Raw genomic sequence first — 18,995 nt, 5'->3', positions numbered from 1 at the left:
ATAGGTGCATTAGCACTGCAATAAAAAGTTCATATAACAGGTAGTAGCGTTTTCGGAATGGAAGGTAGGAATTCGACTGTAGGTCTTCGTTGATGATGACTCGTAGCTACATGACTAGAGTTTATATGCCAATAGCTTACTTGACTTGATTCACTTGCTGGCTCCACTTCTGTGCTGAAGATAATGCATTGATCACCTCTTCAACATTCAGCTCTAGAGCATGGCAAAAGGATTGCAAACCTTGCCAATCGGCATTTTCAAAACACTCTTCCATCAACAACAGTGAGCCAAACGGACCACTTCGCTCAAGCAGTATTCCTTTAACACCATCACAGAGTGGCAGTTGCTCCATTAGGTCATCAAGGGATAAATCTAACAAGGCATCAAGCATCGAAAATAGACCGATTAAAAAGGCTTGATCGCGATAAGGCGAGAACATTGGATATCGTGACATCAGAAAGCAAAACTGAGCACGCTGAAGCGATAGCTTGGACAGCTCTTGTGGTTTATTGCGAGAGACAAATGAAGCAACGGTTAATGAAACAAAAGACTTGAGCTTATCCTGGCCAAGATAGAGAAGCGCTTGACGAAAGGTTGTGATCGGTACAGTTAATCGGTCCGACATCGTATTGACAAACTTGAGCAATTTATAAGAAAGCTTCGCATCTTTGGCGATGATTCGCTCTACTCTATCGAAGTCTACATTTGGCTTACAAACCTCGTTAAATAGCTCCATCGCAATGACTTGATCTGGGCTGATATAACGTTGTTTGATGATCTCTGGTTTACTGAAGAAGTAACCTTGAAAAAGAGTAAATCCAGCCGATCGCGTTGCGGAGAACTCGTCTGCTGTCTCAACCCGTTCAGCCAAAAACTTCAAACGGTTATTACTGGCTCTAAGCTCTTTCACCATTAAGCACGCTTTCGCCAACCCCATCGCCATGATGTCTATCTTTACAATTTGGACATAAGGTAAAAAGCGACGCCACTGGGGCTGATACACAAAGTCATCAAGGGCAATAATATAGCCTTGCTGATAGAGCTCTTTAATGGCAACAAGTAACGATTCAGTCGGTTCACAAGTTTCAAGCACCTCAATAACCACCTTATCTTTAGGCAAGATATTAGGTAGACCATTAATGAGACTTTGATAAGGGAAATTAATAAAGCAGCGTGAACGATCGATAGAGGGGTTCGTTCCAATAGATAAAAAATTCTCTACGATTAAACGATACGTTGCTCGGTTTGAGTCAATATGTGCAGGAAAGGCATTATTTTCCCCGTCACGAAACAACAACTCATAGCCTAATGTCTGCCGCTTAGCATTTAAGATAGGCTGACGAGCAACGTAAATATTATTCATAGTAATTCTGTATCTATGAGCGAATGATGCATTTCATCATATTTTTGAAGTCGCTAACAGTGCACCACATCCCATAAACATCGAACCAAAGACGCGATTAACCTTCCCCATCACGCTTTCAGAACGAATGAATCGACCCATTTTTGCCGCAAGGGAGGTATATCCAAGCATGACAATACTATCAATAACGACGGTTGTTACGCCCAATACCAGCAATTGAGTAAATTGGTCTTTACTCGGATCTAGAAATTGAGGAAACAGTGCCACCAAGAAGACGATCGATTTCGGGTTGGTTAAGTTAATTAATACCGCGTTACGCATTAGTACCAAATTAGACAACTCTGCACCATCAGCATTCGCTTCTAAGCTTGTTTGATCGCGCCACTTTTGAATACCCAACCAAATTAGATAAACGACTCCAACCCATTTAATGATGCTAAATGCCAAGGCAGATTGAGCAACTAAAGCACCAATACCAGCGCCCACCAGCATAATATGAAAAGCTAAGCCAAGCTGAAGGCCAGCAATTGCAGACAATGATTTTTTAGTGCCATAGTTCAAACCGTTGCTGATTGAGTTCACCGTACCAGAACCTGGAGCTAAACTAAATACAATGGCGGTAACCACGTACGCCAACCAAATATGCATATCCATGTAATTTTCCTCGACTAAATGAACTTAGCCCCACATAATTTACACCTCAGTAATACGTAAATATTAACTAGGATGCTATGAATCAATCGAGCTCGAATAACTCATCTTATACTCAAGAGTCATCGTTTGAGCAAGCTATCAATTCCAATATCTCACAACTTTGGCAATTTAGATCGGAAGGGTATCTAACCTCCCGAGATAAGCGCCAGCTTTACTGGTGTAAGATAACCGACCCTAAACACACCAAAGCAATTGTTGTCGTTAATGGTCGAATTGAGTCTGCTTGGAAGTATCAAGAGCTGTTCCATGACCTTTTCTATCAGGGCTATGATATTTACTCCTTTGATCATCGAGGTCAGGGAATGTCAGAGCGTTTAACGGATGACCCGGAATTGGGCTATGTTGATGAGTTTGATGACTATCTAACAGATATGCAGCAGGTGCTAGACTCATTCTCTCTAGAGCATTATGAGAAACGCTATTTGCTTGCTCACTCGATGGGTGGAGCAATTGCTACTCGCTACTTGCAAACCAATCCAGAACATTATTTTGATGCCGCAGCCTTAAGCGCTCCCATGTTTGGAATAGCGATGCCAAGGCTACTACGTACGGTTGCTATCCCTGTGACTCAAGTAATGAGCATGGTCACAGCTTTACCACAGTACGCACCAGGCCAACAAAGCTACTTTGCAAAACCGTTTGAGATTAACCAACTGACCCAAAGTAAGCCACGCTACCACTGGTTTCGAGATTTGTATGAAAGTAAATCCCAACTAAAACTCGGTGGGCCAAGCCATCGTTGGGTTTGGCAAGGTTTGGTTGCGACAAAACAGTGTATTCAACAAACAAGGCGCATTGAAATTCCGCTGTTGGTCATGCAGGCCAGTGAAGACTCCATCGTAGATAACAAAGACCAAGTTCGCTTCATAAAAAAGCTCGCTAAAACCAACTCACAATGCGCGCTTAAGATTGTTCATGGTTCGAAGCATGAACTGCTATTTGAACAAGATACCTATCGAAACGATGCTCTCGATTGTACGCTTAGCTTTTTCTCTCAATACTAGCTAACAATATCATTATTAATGAACATCATCATTGAACCGTTCAGCTAAATATCAGCAGCTTCATTAAGCTAAATGAGGAAAAAGGGGAGATTCAAGTTACCCTCTTTTTTTCCTCATTTTTGACGTAAACTAAGCATATAAAACGACCACTCGACCCACTTCCAGCATTATGAGGGTACTATGACCACCGCTGACAACTACTCACAGTTTCAAATCGTTGCTTCTGATCTTGATGGCACCTTACTTGCGCCAAACCACAAACTCAGTGATTTCACCAAACGTACCTTAAAAGAGTTGCACGAGAAGGGATTAACATTTGTATTCGCAACGGGCCGTCATCACGTTGATGTAGCAGGGATCCGTGAGCAAGTGGGCATTCCAGCGTACATGGTAACTTCAAATGGTGCTCGTGTTCACGATCAAAACGATCAATTGATGTACAGTAAAAATGTACCTGAACACTTAGTTCAACCTGTGATTGATGTGATTAAACAAGATCCAGATATCATGATTCATCTTTATCAAAACGATGAGTGGCTGCTTAATAAGGAAGATAAGATCCTTAAGAACTTCCATGATGAGTCCGGCTTTACCTATAAGGTCTTTGATGTCGATAACGCTCCGGTTGACGGCATTGCCAAAATATTCTTTACCCACCCAGATCATGACCACGACTACTTAGTGCAATTTGAAGACAAGCTCAATGAGCTATTTGGTAACGAAACCAATATCGCCTTTTCAACACCTTGGTGCTTAGAAGTGATGGCAGCAGAAGTTTCTAAGGGTGAAGCTCTGGATGTAGTTGCTCAGTCAATTAACCTTAAACTCGATAACTGTATCGCCTTTGGTGATGGCATGAATGATGTTGAAATGCTAAGTATGGCAGGTCTTGGATTAGTCATGAGCACCTCTCACCATAAAGTAATGAAAGCACTTCCTAATAACACAGTGATCGGTAGTAACGCTGATGATGCTGTTGCGCATTATTTGAAAGAGCATCTAATTTAAAATGGATTGACCTGTCTTAGTAATACAAGGCATTCGTTAATTGAACTACTTTAGGGCAGTACCTCACTGCCCTTATTATCACACTTCTATTTTTTACCTTCGCTATGCCATAATGCAGCCATTGATATCCTTAAAGGTCACTGTCTCATGAAGGTATTTGGACGTTCTACTTTACTCATCTCACTCTTAGCTCTTCAAGCTTGCTCCACCAGCACCACATCAACACAATCTGTAGAATCGGTTAATGCTACTCTCGACAAACCAGAGACAATCCAACCACAGACGTTTGTTCTTCGTGGTGAGGTTGTGATTGGTCATGAGGTTAGCAGTATTACTCCATGCGGCAGTAACAAACAGCTGTGGCTAGCACTAGATTCAACACAACGCCCCGCTGCAACTCAACTAGTGAGAGGCCCCTATCAACCATTATATGCTGAAGTGATTGGCCATTTGGTTACTCCAACCCAGCACGGATTTGATACTGATTTCGAAGCCCGATTTGTGGTTGACCAAATAAACTTACTCACCGCTGAAAATCCAAATCGATGTGATCTTCCATTCAAGCCGACACGAGTATTTGGTATGGAGCCAAATTGGTCTGGCACGTTCGAAGGGGACAAGTTTGTCTTTCAAAAAATGGGGAGTGATGCTCAACCGTTGACGATAAAACAGAGCAACATTTCCACTAAATCGCGTGAATATCAACTTGATAATGGCCACCTTTTGCTTGAAGAGAAACTGTGCAATGACACCATGAGTGACAGCTTATACGGCTGGAAAGCCACGATGAGTATTGATGATAAACAGTATAAAGGCTGCGCCACACTCTCTAATCAGGATGCAACGTTAGGCTGGACAGGCTCTTATCAGGCCGCCTCAACTCAAGGTACTAACTTCACCGTTAAGATGGAATTATTCAACGACCACACCGCCACGACTCGCTATGATTATAACAATGGCGAACCCGCCATCATCGAGAAAGGCTATTGGCAGCAACTGAACTCAAATCAGGTACAAGTGGTAATGACTCACCATCAAAGACAGTTCCTACGTTCAGAGCGAATCTTCACTCGCGATGGCCAGCAATTAAATGCAAGCCAAGAGAAAGTTGGCAATGTTCTCTACCCTATTGCCAATGGTGGACTGACTCTTTTTTCCACCAACAGCGCTACTAACGAGTAATAGCCAAGATGTCTAGCTCAATCAATTGTCCAGACTGCCATCTATCACTTCACTGTGTCTGTGATTTAATTCCTCGCATTGACTCTTCGATTCATATTGCACTGCTGATGCATGAGAACGAACTCACTCGAGAAACCAATAGTGGGCAATGGTTACAAGCCAGTTTAACGCACTGCTCTCAACACATTTGGCAACGAACTGCGCCTACTCAATCACTCGTTGACCTTATTAAGCAGCCTCACCTTGAGCCGCTCATTTTGTTCCCTAGCGAACAGAGTATTGCTGTTTCTCAAGCAATAGAAACTATTGCATCGAAAAATACTGAGCAAAAAGATACAGAGAAGAGGTATACGGCTGGAAAAGAAATTGAATCGATAGAAAAAGTACCGTTATTCATTATTCTCGATGGCACATGGCAAGAAGCAAAGAAAATGGCGAAGAAGATTCCTTGGCTAGAAGGTTGCCAACATGTCCACCTTTCACCAAGTTCTAACTCAAGCTATCAGCTTAGACGAAATCAAGCCAAGGGGCATTTATGCACCCTCGAGGTTGGGGCTGAACTATTGAATTCAGTAGAAGAGAATATATCTTCGCAAAAGCTCATGGAATTCTTTCAATATTATATGAAAGTCTTCCATGCCGACAAATGTGGTCATCAATACCAAGCCAAATTGTGAGTCGATGAGCCGATTAAAACTGAAGCAGTGAGTCCAACCGGTTTATTTCCACATCGGGTAGCGTCTTACTGTGTTTATGATGAATGAGATCGGCTTCTTGATCATTAAACCAACACGCCTGAAACCCATTTCGTTTGGCACCCAAAACGTCCGTCACTAAGTGATCGCCCACATGTAGGATGTCTTTTGGCTGTAGACTTAGAAACTCTGCCGCTTGAACAAATAGATCCGCTTCTGGTTTTGCCAATCCGTCAGGACCCGCTTTCAATACCAGTGAGAAGTATTGGCTCAATCCAATCTTATTCACATCCACGTTGCCATTTGTGATGGCGACTAATGGGTAACGCTGACTGAGTACTCTCAAGACTCGATGAGACTCTTCAGGCACTTCAAACTGACTCCGTAATACCAGCACTTCTTCAATCGTCGCTTGTGCAGCCTGTTGAGCCTGCTGTTTATCGTAGCCTAGTTGGAAAAGCCCTTGAAAAACTTGCTCGAATCGCCATTGCGTTACATCGTGCTTGAGTAGCGGCTCTGCAATCACAACCTCTTTTTTTAGCTGTTGCCACCACCCAAGTGATCGCGTTGCACTGACAGGATGATGCTGATGCAGCCAGTTCGTAATTTGCTGTTCAACACGTCGAATGATCGGACGGTTATCATACAAGGTATCATCAAGGTCAAATGTCATCGCTTTAATCGGCGACATACTACGGTAAAAACGCATCTATTTGCTGTCCTTTTTCTTCGCTCTTGGGTGGGCTTCATCATAAGCTTGAGCAAGGTGTTGAAAATCCAAATGAGTATAAATCTGAGTCGTCGAGATGTTTTCATGCCCAAGCAGCTCTTGAACAGCCCTAAGATTATTACTGGATTCCAATACGTGCGTAGCAAACGAGTGACGCAGTTTATGCGGACTAATATGACTCGCTACCCCCTGCTTTTGTCCCCATTCCGCCATACGCTTTTGAACATTTCGATGAGAAATTCTGACGCCTTGCTTAGAAACAAACAGAGCTTGTTCACCGCTATTCGCCATATCAGTGCGAACTCTCAGCCACTTAGCGACCCACTCTTTCGCTTCGCCTGAAAAAGGAACTTTTCGCTCTTTGTCACCTTTACCAATGACTCGGATTTCACCCGCACTGGCACGAACATCTTTGAGGTTAATACCAACCAATTCAGCCAAACGAAGTCCTGCCCCATACATAACTTCCATCATCGCGCGGTCACGGATTGAAAGAGGATCATCGCCACTTTCAACTTCAAGCAACTGCCCCACTTCATCGACATCAAGATTTTTTGGCAATGGCCTTTGCTTACGTGGAGCAGACACACCTTTCGCGGGATTTGCGCTAAGTTCGCCTCTTAGGATTAAGAAATCGAAGAAACTTCTTAAACAAGAGAGCCTAGTCGCTATGCTACTGGCTTTCATACCATCACGCATACCTTTACTGGCAAGCTGCCTTACCCAAGCGGCATCCACTTGCTGCCACTCATCTTGACCCATCGAGACTAAGTGATGGGCCATAGTTTCTAACTGCTGTTTGTAATTTCGTTGAGTATGTAGGCTCAGCCCTTTTTCGCTTCTAAGAAATTCATAAAAGCGTTCTAAGGGCCGTTGTAAACTATGAGGAAGTGCTGCTGTAGACTCGGTCATTATCGATTGCTTGCCAAGGAAGAGTGTTGGTTAAGTGGGATACCACTAATGCTAAGTGACGCAAGAAAAGTGTATCAAGATGAGGTTGGAAATGACCGCCATCATCACTAGAAAATGCCAGTACCCCTAATGTGTTCTCTTTAATCAATGGAAGTACAACATAAGATCCTAGCTCAGGAGCGTGAGTCTCTTCCCCGAGTAATTCAAGTCGATCGGCTTTGCGTAAACGTCCTAGATAAGCATCTTTACCATTTAGGTGATTAACAGCAAACCGTTGGATACTCTCTTGCTTCGCTGCATATTTAGATTTTTGAGCGTCCACTAGACGAATATGAGCCAACAGTGACAGTGACTTTGCTTTCTCTTCGATTGCAATAAATACACTATTCAGATCTTCACACTTTAAGACTTGCTCTTGCAAGTCCATAAACTCATGAAACGTGCGATCATTTTTTGCTGCAAGCGACATGAGCGTGGTGATCTCTTCTTCGAGCTCTTCAATACGTGAACGCTGTCTATTGAGCTGAATATGGACCAGTGATACCGCGCCTTGCTCTTGGTGTGGCAATGACAAACGATCGACCAATGGGCGTCGCTGTAAAAAGAAATCTGGGTTGTCTTGAAGATACTCGGCAACCACTTCAGCGGTTAAGGCACCCGCTTCAATATGAGACAAAATTAATCCTTAATTATCATTTTATTTCTGAACGGCAAATTAAACTAACAAGATAGCTGACCATCAAAGACATGCGTTGCTGGGCCAGTCATATAAAGAGGATGGCCAGGGCCTTGCCATTCAATATGAAGATCACCACCGGGTAAATGCACCGTTACAGAGCTATCAAGAAGGCCTTGTACGATTCCAATCGCAACAGCGCCACACGCACCACTACCACATGCATTGGTCTCACCTGCGCCACGTTCATAGACACGTAAACGAACTTCCTCACGGCTAACCACTTGCATAAAGCCTGCGTTAACACGCTCAGGGAAACGTTCATGCGATTCAAGCAGTGGTCCTAATGTATCGACATCAGTGTTGTCCACATCATCAACCACAGTAACAACATGAGGATTACCCATGCTGACCGCACCACAGAACAGGGTGTGTTCATCTGTACGCAAAATATAGGTTTTTTCAGTCTGCTTCGCTTTGAACGGGATCTTACTCGGTTCAAACACAGGTTCGCCCATATCGACAGTTACCTGATCATCTTCTTCAAGGCTCAGGACCATTTTGCCTTTTTTAGTGCTCACACTAACGGTAAATTTATTGGTGAGTCCCTTCATTCTAACGAAACGAGCAAAGCAGCGTGCACCGTTACCACACTGCTCGACTTCACTACCGTCAGCATTAAAAATGCGATAGTGAAAATCAGTTTCCGGATCATAGGGAGCTTCAACCACTAACAGCTGATCAAAACCCACACCAGTATGACGATTTGCTAAACGGCGAATCAGATCTGGTGAGAAAAAGATGTTTTGGGTAATGCAGTCAACGACCATAAAGTCATTACCCAATCCGTGCATTTTAGAAAAATGGAAATGCATAGTGCTGCCGTTACTCCGGTAAGATGTTTTCAAGAGCCCATAGGCTAGATAGCTCTTCACGTTCGCGAACTAAGTGTGTTTTATCGCCATCTACCATAACTTCAGCGACGCGAGCTCGGGTGTTGTAGTTCGACGACATAACAAAACCATAAGCACCGGCTGAACGTATCGCAAGTAAATCACCTTCCGCCAACACCAAACTACGATCTTTACCTAGACAATCGCCTGTTTCACAAATAGGTCCAACAATATCGTAGGTTTGCGCTTCGCCTTTTTTAGGCACAACAGGAACGATATCTTGCCACGCTTGATAAAGTGCTGGGCGCATCAAATCGTTCATTGCCGCATCAATGATGGCAAAGTTTTTATATTCAGTGTGCTTTAAGAACTCTACCTTAGTCAGCAAGATACCTGCATTGGCAGCAATGGCACGACCAGGTTCAAAGATAAGCTCAATCTCAGGGTGATTTGATAAACGAGACAGTAGTGCTTTCGCGTAATCAGATGGCTGCGGTGGCTGTTCATCACGGTATACAACCCCTAAACCACCACCAACATCCAAATGCACAATGTTAATGCCATCGGCTTTTAATTGGTCAATCAAAGCAAGCAAACGATCTGTCGCATCGATAAACGGGGCTAAGTCCGTCAATTGAGAGCCAATGTGGCAATCAATACCTTGTATGTTTAGATTCTCGAGGCTTTGAGCAAATTTGTAGACTGCAGGTGCTCTATCAAATGCGATACCAAACTTATTGTCACGAAGACCCGTTGAGATGTAAGGGTGTGTCTTCGCATCAACATCAGGATTGATACGCAGAGAGATTGGCGCAATGACATTCAATGACTTCGCGACTTTGTTAAGCCGTTCAAGTTCTGGTTCAGATTCAACGTTAAAGCATTTGATCTCAAGCTCTAATGCACGCTTCATTTCAGCTTCAGTTTTACCAACACCGGAGAAAACAACTTTCTTTGGATCACCACCTGCCGCAATAACACGCTCTAGTTCACCACCAGATACGATATCAAACCCTGAACCAATACGCGCAAGTGCGTTCAGTACACCTAAGTTAGAATTGGCTTTCACGGCATAACAGACAAGATGAGGGTGCTCACCAACGGATTTATCAAATGCGTTCCAATGGCGCTCAAGCGTTGCTCGAGAGTAAACGTACAAAGGTGAGCCATATTGCTCAACTAGACTCGTTAACGGGGTATCTTCAGCCCATAACTGGCCATCATCCTGGTAGTTGAAATAATCCAAAGTGTTTTCCTTACTAAATTTTGACTGATCTTTTTATAGAACTTCGTTGTTTATTGAGCTTGTTCATTTTGTGCGGCATCTTCTGGCATGTAAAGTCCGCCCGTCTGCCCACAGCCTGCAAGTGTAAAAATAGAGAGCATAAATAGTGCTACGATCGATTTTTTCATTTTGCATCTCGTGATTATTGATTCAATGCCCCCTATAATCGCACCACAATCAAGAAAAGCAATAGGATAGAAGAGATGAACGATACGGAATTTCATCAAGAGGTCGATTTACAGATGCAACGCATTGAAGATGCGATTGATGAGTCAGGTGCAGATATTGATTTTGAGAGCTCTGGAAACGTACTAACCCTTGAGTTTGATGATAGAAGTCAGATCATTGTGAACCGACAAGAGCCAATGCATGAGATATGGCTAGCGTCTAAATCTGGCGGATTTCATTTTAAACAAATTGAAGATCAGTGGATTTGTTCTAAAACTGGCCAAGAGTTTTTCTCTATGGTGAAGCAAGAATGTGAAAAACACGCTGATGAAACAATTGAGTGGCCATAAGTCACTGAGATTCAATAACTCGTGATTCAAACAAAAAAGAGTACCTTTAAGGGTACTCTTTTTTTATTACGTAACTTTCTGTACATCGCAACTAGCTATGCATTCACTGCTCGCGATGGCTTGGAATAGGTTGTGTTGTCGTTACGATAAGGTACGACATAACTTTCACCTTCTTCAGGGTGAACAATTTGATAATACTGAGGAAGATTAAAGTTAATCTGTTTTGCAGGCAGTAGGTTTTCATCCTGCGCTGACGTATAGAAAGTATTTACACTCGCAATCATTTCGTCTTTTTCACCGCTGAACTGGTGATAAACTTCACTTAGATTACTTTCATCGAGTACGTAAATATTGAACCCTTTGTCAGTATCTTCAAAGAAAAACTGCACCAAACCCTCACTCGCAAAGGCGTCGATGATTTCAGGTAGTTGACGATCCTGCTCTTTGTCGAGCATCAACAGAGGCGAGCCATTTAACTTATTGGTCGAAATACTCCGATAAAAATCAATCGAGTTTTCAAGCTTTTGAACCGACACGCCACGACGCTCAAAAAACAGGCCGTACATCTGCTGGCCAATGCGCATCGCTTTAAATCGACGACGCTTCTCTTGTTCAATCGGTTTCAAACGTAAATCGATACACTCTGCGAGTAGCTGATAGACCGTATTTCGAATCGCACCACGGAAGTTTTTCGCGTAACAGAAAACATCAACAGACTCTGGTGGAATCGCATCTTGGTGCATCTTGCCCAATACGGTTTTCAACGCATCCAAGATCGCGGTTTCACCTTGAAAGTGCAACGTACGCACTTCATGCCAAGAGTTACGATAAACCAAATCTACACTGCCAACCAAGCTACGTTGCTTTTCACCAAAACTAAAGATATCGACATCTTTCATGTCAACACGAGTTGTTTTGGTATTGATCTCAGCAGTAGGGTCACATTCAAAATTAATAAACATCGCCAATTGGCTAATTTCACACGGACTAGCCAGCGCTTGCATGCTGGGGCGACGCTTACGCAGTGAGAAGGTATTACGTAAATCACTCACCATTTGATAAAACTTATCAATATCGAGCTGAGCTTTACGAACAACGGAATGTAAACGAGTCGATTCTGTAATCATGCCGTTAAAGAACGCCCAAGCAACAAGCTTACTAAGATACTCGTGATGCTCAAGGCTAGGCTGACCGATAATACGATGAGGGATCAGCGGCTGTTTATACAAATACCAACCGGGTAGATTAGATCGGTTATCTTGTACTTCAATAAAGGTTAAATCAGATTCATGCAAATCAGGAGAGATCTGCGGGTTAAGCAGAGTCACCTTGCCCGGAAGCACCTCAAATGCAGCGTACAGTTTACGTGCCAAAATACTGATGTCTTGAGGGCTAATCGCAGAGGTAATATCATTTTTACGGGCAAATTGAATCAGGTTTCGGTAGCTCTGCATTAAGGCATCAAGCAGTGCATGATGCACCACTTTTACTTGCTCGACTTTCCAATGACGGCGATCGTCAAGTTCAGAAATAACCGACGAACCCCAATTCCACTTTGTTGTCATGTCCGTCAGAGCTTCACGTCGCCACGCGACAGAGCCTGCACCCGGGTCACGAGAAAGCTTCTCATGAGTTTTCAGATAGAAACAACGTCGAACTAAATCCAAGCGTGCTTCATCACCGATACGCTCAAGATAGCGCGTTACCTTCTCTAACATGAGATAGTACGCATCCATTCCATACAAATCAGGTTCATGTGCGAAGAAGCGACGCTTAGTATCAAGGCTTAATAACTGCGTATTTGGGTATTCCCACGAATAAGCTTCAAGCAGTATCGCTTTTAATACCGATTTATACGGAGAATCGATACTTTTATATAATTGCCAGAGGTTCGAACCAAAGTACTCTTCGGCAGGGATTCGGTTAAGCTTGCCAAAGTCGATCCATTCATTGCAGTCAATATCGCCTTTACTACAGAGGTCTTTGACGTAATCGTCATAGCACTCTTCCATCTCTGGAGGAACGATTTGCCACAATAGGCGCTGACCCGAAAGTCGAACAGCTGAGCGATAGAATTCATCAAGAAGTAGCAGGTGTTGAGATGAGCCACAGTTGTCACCGGTCATCTCTTCAGAATAATTACTTTTAAAGCGAGTCTCATCCATCAAGAAGAAATTGGCTTCAATACCTTGCGTTTTAGCCCACTCAGTAATCCCTAAACATTTACTGGTTAGGTTTTCTCTATCTTCTCTATTCATCTCTGGAGAGACACAAACCCAAATATCCAAATCACTTGACGTGCTCTGACCGATAGAAGAAGTACTTCCCATGGTATACAAACCAAGGATAGCTGGTGAGTCAGACGTTTTTAACGTTTGATTGACCGTTTTTTCCGTGTCTTCTATATAAGTTCTTTGAGTCGCTGTCGCTTCAAAGCCACTGATGCCATAAGGAATATTGCAATCCTTATAACCAGGAATAATGGGATGATTAAAATGAAAAAGCAGTGGGATGAGATTGAATACACGTTGACCTTGTAGATCCATTAGCGCCAGCGCACGCTCAATGCGTTGCTGGTTTAAGCGATCTAATCGTTGGATTAAAGTCTGTGTATAAGCCTGCAAGGTAATTCCTTGATTGAATTATAATTTTGTATTTCGTTCATCTTTCGAGCAAAACACAATGCCAAAACGTGATCAATCTAACACTTTTATTCGATTTGGTAAAGAATTGAACCGCGCTCACGCAAGAAAGCACTTCACCATCATCTTCAGCATTTATTTTTTACATAGTGTCGTAGTTAACTCGCATTTCTAATAATAGCTCATATTATAAACGAGATGTAGCTCACACAATTTTGAGCTATTTCTGCTAACCGTTCATCAATATGAAAACCACGCGATCTAGTAGTAAGAATTTCACTATTGGAATGGTAGGATGAAGACAAAATGTCAATCAATTGAGATATTCATGACTCAGAACGCACCTATCCGTATCGCCACTCGTAAAAGCCCACTCGCTCTATGGCAAGCTTATTTTGTCAGAGATGCCCTTCAAAATGCACACCCAGATCTTGAAGTTGAGCTAGTAACGATGGTGACTAAAGGAGACATCATCCTTGATACACCTTTAGCAAAAGTAGGCGGTAAAGGCCTCTTCGTTAAAGAGCTTGAAGTTGCGATGCTTGAAGGACGTGCTGATTTAGCGGTTCACTCAATGAAAGATGTTCCTGTTGATTTTCCTGAAGGCTTAGGCTTAGTCACTATCTGTGAGCGTGAAGACCCACGCGATGCCTTTGTTTCTCATAAATATCAATCTATAGAAGAACTTCCACAAGGTGCAATTGTTGGTACTTGTAGCCTTCGCCGTCAATGCCAGCTACTAGAAGCACGCCCAGATCTGATCATCAAAGAGCTACGCGGCAACGTTGGAACTCGTTTAGGCAAACTTGATGCGGGTGACTACGATGCAATTGTGCTTGCAGCTGCCGGCCTAAAACGTTTAAAACTTGAGGGACGTATTCGTAGTTTTATTGAACCAGAGCAGTCTCTTCCAGCCGTTGGACAAGGCGCTGTCGGCATCGAATGCCGTCTTGACGATGACCGTCTAATCAAGTTACTTGAACCGTTAAACCACGCTGACACTAAAGACCGAGTCCTCTGTGAACGTGCAATGAACTTAACACTAGAAGGCGGTTGCCAAGTCCCTATTGGTAGTTACTCTCTTTTAGACGGTGACGATATCTGGTTAAGAGCTTTAGTCGGTGAGCCAGATGGTTCTAAAATGGTACGTGGTGAGATTCGCGGGCCAAGAGCACAAGCAGAGCAACTTGGCGTAACCCTCGCTAATCAACTGCTTGATGATGGTGCAAAAGAGATTCTCTCTAAGTTGTACGCTGAGCACGAATAATCTATGGCAGTATTGGTAACTCGCCCTGAATCACAAGGGCTTCAGCTTTGCCAACAGCTATCGGAGGTGGGGATAAAAGCTCTCCACCATCCGTTGATTTCGATTACCCCTGATCCAGACCTTGATACCCTTCTCAATCAGCTCAATAGCTTCGATATTGTCATTGCCGTCAGTCAACATGCCGTCAATTTCGCTCACCAAGCCTTACAGAACAATTCAGAATCTTGGCCAACTCATCCGACCTATATTGCGGTCGGTCAAAAAACAGCACAGATTTTAAGCAAACTGTGCCAACAAAAAGTACACTACCCAGAGGTTGGAGATAGCGAGCACTTATTAGCGCTAGAACCGCTTCAGTCAATTGAGAACAAGCGCATCGTAATTTTACGGGGTGATGGTGGGCGCGAACTCATTTACGACACATTATTAAAACGTTTAGCCAACGTGGAATATAGAGAAGTTTACCAAAGAAATTATCTACACTTTTCATCTGAAATTCTAATTGCTCAATGGCAACAACAAGGTGTTGATACCCTTGTTATCACTAGCTCTGGACAACTGAACTTCTTCACTTCTCAAGTAAATCCAAGCTATAAAAACTGGCTTTTTCAGTTACACCTATTGGTACCAAGTGAACGTATTGCACTTGATGCGAAAAAATTAGGATTTAACTCAGTCACGAATACCGGTAGTGCTTCCAACCATGATTTAGTGACTGCTCTCCAGCTTAAATAAACAGGACTATAAGCAATGACAAGTAAAAAAAATAACGAGCATATTGAACCTGAAAAAAAACAGAAGCCAACATCAGAAGATGCTATATCAAACACCAGTGACGCCATAATCGCATCAGATAAATCAGCGGCGCCTGAAACAAAAAAAGAAGCGGCACCAAAGAGCATAGTAGAAAAAGAAAAACAGGAAAAACCCACAACAAAAGGCTCGAGTAACAAAACCTCGGATCAACCACCCGCAAAGAAATCACGTAAGCTGAGCATTGCAGCGATCATTTTATCTCTATTAGTTGGCGGAGCACTAACCTACAAGATTCAGCAGCAGAATGAATCTCACTTGGCGCAAATAGCATCATTAAAGGCTGAAATATCCTCCTCTCAATTAGAGTTAACTAGTCGATTAGAAGCTGCCCAAAAAGAGACTATTAAGCAAGCGTCTCAAATATCCCACCGCAGTGAAGTGGTTCTTACTCAACAACAAAAGAGTATAGAAAGCCTTCAACTTGCGATTGCTGATGTGAAAGGCCGTCGTCCAAATGATTGGTTACTCGCTGAAGCAGATTACCTCGTTAAGCTTGCTGGCCGTAAGCTATTTCTAGAACAAGATGTCGTCAGTGCAACAAAGTTGATGGAGAGCGCAGACCAACGCATCGCATCTCTAAATGATCCGAGCTTAGTCCCACTTCGCAAAGCAATGGCCAATGACATCACACACCTAAAATCGGTGCCTATTATTGACCGCGATGGGTTGGTTTTACGACTTACTGCTTTACAGCAACAAGTGAACTCACTGCCTCTAGCCAACGCTATTCTTCCTGAAGCTCAAGCACAAGAAAAAGCGGTAGTCTCGCAAGACATATACGACTGGCAGACGAACTTAATGACGTCGATTAAAGACTTCTCTGAGAATTTCATTACTTACCGAACTCGTGATGGCAATGTCATACCTTTACTCTCCCCTCAGCAAGATTTTTATCTGAGAGAGAACGTTAAAGCTAAGATTGAGACAGCAATTAAAGCGACATATATAGAGCAAGAAGAGATCTATGCAACCGCATTAACGACCGCACATCAATGGTCCACTTCTTTCTTTAATGCCGATGACAATACAGTAAAAGAGTTCAATGCATCGCTGGCATTTCTTGGTAAACAAAGTATCGAAGTTGATTACCCTGATAAACTACAAACACAAAATATCCTTTCAGACGTTATTACTGAAAGATTACGTCGCGAAGTGACTACCTTAGTTACGGAGGATAAGTAATGTTTCGTTCTATATTCCTATTTGTCGTTCTTGGCCTAGGGTTATTCGCAGGGACTCAATTCGCAGGGCAACAAGGCTATGTGCTGATCTCGGTGGCTAACAAAACCATCGAGATGAGCGTTACCACCTTGGTAATCTTCATCATTGCTACTCTAGCGGCACTGTTCCTATTAGAGTTTTTGATAAAAAAAGCACTACGTACCAGTTCCACAACTTGGAATTGGTTCAGTGTGAGAAAATTAAGACGTTCTCGTCGATATACAAATGAAGGCATCATTAAGCTTCTGGAAGGCGATTTAAAAGTCGCAGAAAAAAAGGTCATGCGATGGGCTAACCATCATGACATGCCTTTACTCTGTTACCTCGTGGCCTCAGAAGCGGCACAAGGTATGGGTGACAAACAAAAGCGAGATCATTACCTAACAAAAGCAAGTGAACAAGAGAATGCTCACCTAGCTGTAGAGCTAACTAAAGCCAAGCAACAAGTCCGTGAGGCTGAGTATGAGTTAGCATTTGATACCTTGTCTAACTTAAAAAATGAGTACCCTAATAATTCTATTCTATTGAATCTGCTTAAAACCGTTTATCTAGAGCTTAAGCTTTGGCAGCCGCTCATTGAGCTTTCTCCTAAACTTATCAAAGCCAAACTCATCGGTAGTGAAGAACAAGCTGCTATTTTGCAAAAAGCACAGTGTGGTCTTTTAGCTGAAATTGCCGTACAAAAAGGCAGTGAAGGCTTGATCACTCACTGGGATAAGTTACCTAAGAAAGTCAAAACAGATAGTCACTTAATCACTTGTTTTATAAAGCAACTTATCGGCAGAAAAGCGGATAACGAAGCGTATATAGTTCTAAAGGAATCTCTAAAGAAACATACTACGCCTGAGTTATTTGAGTTGCTCCCTGAAATGAACCTAACGGATACTCATCCACCTATTCAGTTACTAAAAACAACAATCAAAAAAGACAATACAAACGCTTCAGCGCACAGTGCACTTGCTCAGTTTTATCTAAGGGAAAGTAACTGGAAAGATGCACAAACTCACTTAGAGACTGCACTCTCTATTCGCTCAAATGTCTCAGATTATGCTTATCTTGCAGACGCACTCGAGAAACAAGACATGTCGAAAGCAGCACATGAAGTCTCGAAGAAAGCTCTTATGTTAGTAAACAACAGCTAACCTATTACTAGCACCTTAATACGAATAAATATGCCGACAACGTTGTCGGTATTTTTTCACATAAAATCCACGGACAGCCGCTTACTATTAATAAAACTAAACAATGCGGGTCTACCTTTGAAAACTCTAATACTCTCTCTAGCTATCATCTTCACCACTCCTTTCGTATTAGCCAATGAATCTAATGGAGAAAAGAACTATCAAAGCCTATGCGCTACTTGCCATGGAGATCTAGGTCATGGTGGCGGATTAGCCGCCAGTAGTTTAGCTGAAGCCCCATCAAATATTTACTCAGGGCTAACCTCTTGGTTTGAAACTGAAAATGAGCTAATTGATACGGTGCTAAATGGGAACGAGGGTATGCCGGCTTGGGGGGCAGTACTATCAGAAGAGGAGGTGAAAGAGATATTTTCGTATATTAGAAAGATTAACAAGTAGCTTAGGTCTTTTTTCTTTCGGTTTTCCGTGTGAATAACAGAGTGAATTGGAGTCCATCAACATATCCAATTATCGAAAGGCAAACTCAGTTTCTATTTCTAGGCGCTAACTTCTATTTATTACTTTATTACAGACGTAAAAAAGCCCGACTCTTTCGAATCGGGCTTTCTTAATAAGTGGCGGAGTGGACGGGACTCGAACCCGCGACCCCCGGCGTGACAGGCCGGTATTCTAACCAACTGAACTACCACTCCGCAGTGGCATACTTGCAAAAGCAAGTGTCCATCTGTTTTTAGGTCTTGACCTAAAAACGATATTTAAAGCCTGGCGATGTCCTACTCTCACATGGGGAAACCCCACACTACCATCGGCGCTACTGCGTTTCACTTCTGAGTTCGGCATGGAATCAGGTGGGTCCGCAACGCTATGGTCGCCAAGCAAATTCTAAAATTCGGAAAACTGATTATAAAAGTTCAAACACGCATTCAA

At 42.9% G+C, this 18,995-nt stretch carries 19 protein-coding genes, 1 tRNA gene and 1 rRNA gene; 10 read left to right on the top strand and 11 right to left on the bottom strand.

The features are described 5' to 3' along the window. Positions 1-136 precede the first annotated feature (136 nt). A complete protein-coding gene (locus L4C54_RS23580) occupies positions 137-1,363 on the bottom strand; it encodes an EAL and HDOD domain-containing protein (RefSeq protein WP_428810034.1) in 1,227 nt (408 codons plus the stop codon). Positions 1,364-1,399: 36 nt separating this feature from the next. Next, a complete protein-coding gene (rhtB, locus tag L4C54_RS23575) occupies positions 1,400-2,017 on the bottom strand; it encodes a homoserine/homoserine lactone efflux protein (RefSeq protein ID WP_428810033.1) in 618 nt (205 codons plus the stop codon). Between the two features lie 77 nt (positions 2,018-2,094). Here rhtB and L4C54_RS23570 point away from each other — a divergent pair, with 77 nt between their 5' ends. From L4C54_RS23570 to L4C54_RS23555, 4 genes are all read left to right on the top strand, one after another. Next, positions 2,095-3,081 (top strand): alpha/beta fold hydrolase, encoded by a 987-nt coding sequence (locus L4C54_RS23570; RefSeq protein WP_428810032.1) that lies wholly within the window; start codon positions 2,095-2,097, stop codon positions 3,079-3,081. 180 nt (positions 3,082-3,261) lie between these two features. Then, complete coding sequence (locus tag L4C54_RS23565) at positions 3,262-4,089, top strand: Cof-type HAD-IIB family hydrolase (protein ID WP_428803984.1); 828 nt, start codon at positions 3,262-3,264, stop codon at positions 4,087-4,089. A gap of 147 nt (positions 4,090-4,236) precedes the next feature. Continuing rightward, positions 4,237-5,271: a COG3650 family protein gene (locus L4C54_RS23560; protein WP_428810031.1), complete on the top strand. Its 1,035-nt coding sequence runs from the start codon at positions 4,237-4,239 to the stop codon at positions 5,269-5,271. An 8-nt stretch (positions 5,272-5,279) separates the two neighbouring features. After that, positions 5,280-5,948: a tRNA-uridine aminocarboxypropyltransferase gene (locus L4C54_RS23555; protein WP_428810030.1), complete on the top strand. Its 669-nt coding sequence runs from the start codon at positions 5,280-5,282 to the stop codon at positions 5,946-5,948. 13 nt (positions 5,949-5,961) lie between these two features. On the opposite strand, the gene yigB is transcribed toward L4C54_RS23555, so the two are convergent. Genes yigB through lptM form a run of 6 tightly spaced genes read right to left on the bottom strand, consistent with a single transcriptional unit; the run spans position 5,962 to position 10,590 of the window. Beyond that, positions 5,962-6,675: a 5-amino-6-(5-phospho-D-ribitylamino)uracil phosphatase YigB gene (gene yigB / locus L4C54_RS23550; protein WP_428810029.1), complete on the bottom strand. Its 714-nt coding sequence runs from the start codon at positions 6,673-6,675 to the stop codon at positions 5,962-5,964. After that, on the bottom strand, positions 6,676-7,608 hold the full coding sequence (gene xerC / locus L4C54_RS23545; RefSeq protein ID WP_428810028.1) for a tyrosine recombinase XerC: 933 nt from the start codon (positions 7,606-7,608) through the stop codon (positions 6,676-6,678). After that, on the bottom strand, positions 7,577-8,284 hold the full coding sequence (locus L4C54_RS23540) for a DUF484 family protein (RefSeq protein WP_428810027.1): 708 nt from the start codon (positions 8,282-8,284) through the stop codon (positions 7,577-7,579). Before L4C54_RS23540 ends, xerC begins: the two co-directional genes overlap by 32 nt. A 44-nt stretch (positions 8,285-8,328) precedes the next feature. Then, entirely contained in the window at positions 8,329-9,159 is an 831-nt protein-coding gene (gene dapF, locus L4C54_RS23535) for a diaminopimelate epimerase (RefSeq protein WP_428810026.1), read from the bottom strand. Between the two features lie 10 nt (positions 9,160-9,169). Further along, positions 9,170-10,423 (bottom strand): diaminopimelate decarboxylase, encoded by a 1,254-nt coding sequence (gene lysA, locus L4C54_RS23530; RefSeq protein ID WP_428803991.1) that lies wholly within the window; start codon positions 10,421-10,423, stop codon positions 9,170-9,172. A gap of 50 nt (positions 10,424-10,473) precedes the next feature. Beyond that, on the bottom strand, positions 10,474-10,590 hold the full coding sequence (lptM, locus tag L4C54_RS23525) for an LPS translocon maturation chaperone LptM (protein ID WP_428803992.1): 117 nt from the start codon (positions 10,588-10,590) through the stop codon (positions 10,474-10,476). Between the two features lie 75 nt (positions 10,591-10,665). Here lptM and cyaY point away from each other — a divergent pair, with 75 nt between their 5' ends. Further along, a complete protein-coding gene (gene cyaY, locus L4C54_RS23520) occupies positions 10,666-10,980 on the top strand; it encodes an iron donor protein CyaY (protein ID WP_428803993.1) in 315 nt (104 codons plus the stop codon). Positions 10,981-11,075: 95 nt separating this feature from the next. On the opposite strand, the gene L4C54_RS23515 is transcribed toward cyaY, so the two are convergent. Then, a complete protein-coding gene (locus L4C54_RS23515; RefSeq protein ID WP_428810025.1) occupies positions 11,076-13,604 on the bottom strand; it encodes a class I adenylate cyclase in 2,529 nt (842 codons plus the stop codon). 346 nt (positions 13,605-13,950) lie between these two features. Between L4C54_RS23515 and hemC the strand changes: the two genes are divergently transcribed. The 5 genes from hemC to L4C54_RS23490 are packed head-to-tail and all read left to right on the top strand — an operon-like array spanning position 13,951 to position 18,506. Further along, positions 13,951-14,889 (top strand): hydroxymethylbilane synthase, encoded by a 939-nt coding sequence (gene hemC / locus L4C54_RS23510; protein ID WP_428810024.1) that lies wholly within the window; start codon positions 13,951-13,953, stop codon positions 14,887-14,889. Positions 14,890-14,892: 3 nt separating this feature from the next. After that, entirely contained in the window at positions 14,893-15,624 is a 732-nt protein-coding gene (locus tag L4C54_RS23505) for a uroporphyrinogen-III synthase (protein WP_428810023.1), read from the top strand. Positions 15,625-15,639: 15 nt separating this feature from the next. Further along, positions 15,640-16,887 carry a uroporphyrinogen-III C-methyltransferase gene (locus L4C54_RS23500; protein ID WP_428810022.1) on the top strand — a complete coding sequence of 416 codons (1,248 nt, stop codon included), beginning with the start codon at positions 15,640-15,642 and terminating at the stop codon, positions 16,885-16,887. Beyond that, the gene (locus L4C54_RS23495; protein WP_428810021.1) at positions 16,887-18,068 is read left to right on the top strand and encodes a heme biosynthesis protein HemY; all 1,182 of its coding nucleotides are present in this window, start codon (positions 16,887-16,889) and stop codon (positions 18,066-18,068) included. The genes L4C54_RS23500 and L4C54_RS23495 overlap by 1 nt, the downstream gene beginning before the upstream one ends. Positions 18,069-18,098: 30 nt before the next feature. Continuing rightward, positions 18,099-18,506, top strand: coding sequence for a c-type cytochrome (locus L4C54_RS23490; RefSeq protein WP_428810020.1), 408 nt, complete (start codon positions 18,099-18,101; stop codon positions 18,504-18,506). Between the two features lie 177 nt (positions 18,507-18,683). Here the strand turns inward: L4C54_RS23490 and L4C54_RS23485 are convergent. Both L4C54_RS23485 and rrf read right to left on the bottom strand, forming a co-directional pair. After that, positions 18,684-18,760: transfer RNA gene (locus L4C54_RS23485), tRNA-Asp, on the bottom strand. Positions 18,761-18,828: 68 nt separating this feature from the next. Beyond that, positions 18,829-18,944 (bottom strand): 5S ribosomal RNA (gene rrf / locus L4C54_RS23480). Positions 18,945-18,995: the final 51 nt, after the last annotated feature.

Origin of the sequence: Vibrio lamellibrachiae, from assembly GCF_050337265.1 — a bacterium.
Lineage (GTDB): Bacteria > Pseudomonadota > Gammaproteobacteria > Enterobacterales > Vibrionaceae > Vibrio > Vibrio kyushuensis.
The sequence above is the reverse complement of the archived record's forward strand: the minus strand, read 5'-3'. Positions and strand labels throughout refer to the sequence as shown.

Bases quoted from the DNA above. Each gene is read 5' to 3' on its own strand.
- L4C54_RS23580 (WP_428810034.1), bottom strand. From the start codon at position 1,363: ATGAATAATATTTACGTTGCTCGTCAGCCTATCTTAAATGCTAAGCGG.
- rhtB (WP_428810033.1), bottom strand. From the start codon at position 2,017: ATGGATATGCATATTTGGTTGGCGTACGTGGTTACCGCCATTGTATTT.
- L4C54_RS23570 (WP_428810032.1), top strand. From the start codon at position 2,095: ATGAATCAATCGAGCTCGAATAACTCATCTTATACTCAAGAGTCATCG.
- L4C54_RS23565 (WP_428803984.1), top strand. From the start codon at position 3,262: ATGACCACCGCTGACAACTACTCACAGTTTCAAATCGTTGCTTCTGAT.
- L4C54_RS23560 (WP_428810031.1), top strand. From the start codon at position 4,237: ATGAAGGTATTTGGACGTTCTACTTTACTCATCTCACTCTTAGCTCTT.
- L4C54_RS23555 (WP_428810030.1), top strand. From the start codon at position 5,280: ATGTCTAGCTCAATCAATTGTCCAGACTGCCATCTATCACTTCACTGT.
- yigB (WP_428810029.1), bottom strand. From the start codon at position 6,675: ATGCGTTTTTACCGTAGTATGTCGCCGATTAAAGCGATGACATTTGAC.
- xerC (WP_428810028.1), bottom strand. From the start codon at position 7,608: ATGACCGAGTCTACAGCAGCACTTCCTCATAGTTTACAACGGCCCTTA.
- dapF (WP_428810026.1), bottom strand. From the start codon at position 9,159: ATGCATTTCCATTTTTCTAAAATGCACGGATTGGGTAATGACTTTATG.
- lptM (WP_428803992.1), bottom strand. From the start codon at position 10,590: ATGAAAAAATCGATCGTAGCACTATTTATGCTCTCTATTTTTACACTT.
- cyaY (WP_428803993.1), top strand. From the start codon at position 10,666: ATGAACGATACGGAATTTCATCAAGAGGTCGATTTACAGATGCAACGC.
- hemC (WP_428810024.1), top strand. From the start codon at position 13,951: ATGACTCAGAACGCACCTATCCGTATCGCCACTCGTAAAAGCCCACTC.
- L4C54_RS23505 (WP_428810023.1), top strand. From the start codon at position 14,893: ATGGCAGTATTGGTAACTCGCCCTGAATCACAAGGGCTTCAGCTTTGC.
- L4C54_RS23500 (WP_428810022.1), top strand. From the start codon at position 15,640: ATGACAAGTAAAAAAAATAACGAGCATATTGAACCTGAAAAAAAACAG.
- L4C54_RS23495 (WP_428810021.1), top strand. From the start codon at position 16,887: ATGTTTCGTTCTATATTCCTATTTGTCGTTCTTGGCCTAGGGTTATTC.
- L4C54_RS23490 (WP_428810020.1), top strand. From the start codon at position 18,099: ATGCCGACAACGTTGTCGGTATTTTTTCACATAAAATCCACGGACAGC.